This window comes from Streptomyces sp. NPDC050121, assembly GCF_044460385.1.
Lineage (GTDB): Bacteria > Actinomycetota > Actinomycetes > Streptomycetales > Streptomycetaceae > Streptomyces > Streptomyces soliscabiei.
The window spans coordinates 1-1,011 of sequence record NZ_JBITJV010000124.1 but is presented as its reverse complement, the minus strand read 5'-3'; the positions used below and the strand labels follow the sequence as shown (position 1 = coordinate 1,011).

The following is a 1,011-nucleotide window of genomic DNA, read 5'->3' as shown; positions in this document are numbered from 1 at the left end:
CCGGGGTTGTTCGACTTCTACCGGCGCTTTCGTCCCCGGCCCGCCGCCTACTTCGTCATGCCGGTCGTACGCCGTCCCACGGACAAGATCGCCACTGTACTCGGGGGCGGCTGGGTCGCCTCCGGCCCGCCCGGCCGCGACCGCCTGCCCACCCTCAGCTGGCCCCGGGGCCTGCGGATGAACCCGCTGGAAGGAGCGGGCGAAGTGCAGACACCGGTGCTCGGTCCGGCAGCGCACGGGCTGCGCCTCGGCGACCACGTGTGGTTCCGGCATGCCAAAGCCGGCGAACTGTGCGAGCGGGTGAACACCCTCCACCTGGTGTCCGGCAGCGACATCGTCGGCCAGGTCCCCACCTATCGGGGTGAAGGACACGCCTTCCTCTGACCCATCTCCCCCATCCGCGGCCCACCTTCTCCCGGAGGCCCGATGCTCCCCGACTTCAACTCCCCCGCTCCCGCCCTTGCCAGCCCCCTCGGCCGGGCCACCGCCCAAGGACCGGCCGCGCCCGTCTCGCGCCGCTGGACCAGTCTGTACGGCCTGGTGTGGTTCGGCTTCTGGACGGCCAACCTCGTCCCCCTCCAGCTGCTGCTCCCCCAGCAGCTGGAGGCGATCGATCCGGCCTCGAAGGTCTACGACTTCGCCGTCGTCAACGGTGTCTCCGGGCTGGTCGCACTCCTCGCCCTGCCCCTGTGCGGCGCCCTGTGCGACCGTTCCCGCAGCCGCTTCGGCCGCCGCAGACTCTGGCTCACGGCGGGCGCGGTCGCCTTCGCCGTCGGGCTGATCGTCACCGGCGCGCAGACCACCGTGGCCGGCGTGGTCGTGGCGTGGGCGGCCGGCATGATCGGTCTCAGCGCAGCCACCGCCGGGCTCACCGCCATCATCGCCGACCGCGTTCCCGAACACCAGCGCGGCATGATCTCCAGCGCCATCTACGGTCCCCAGGCCCTCGGCGTGGTCGTCGGCATAGCCCTCGTGTCGGCCTTCGGACTCTCCCCCATGTCCGGCTTCGCC

1 protein-coding gene and 1 pseudogene are annotated in these 1,011 nt (G+C 71.9%); both read left to right on the top strand.

Annotated elements, in window-relative coordinates; translation table 11 throughout:
- Nucleotides 1–384 (top strand): annotated as a pseudogene (locus tag ACIBTS_RS49430) (amino acid deaminase/aldolase); the annotation flags it as partial.
- Nucleotides 385–426: 42 nt separating this feature from the next.
- On the top strand, nucleotides 427–1,011 hold a 585-nt coding region (locus ACIBTS_RS49425; protein ID WP_399328575.1), incomplete at its 3' end, for an MFS transporter.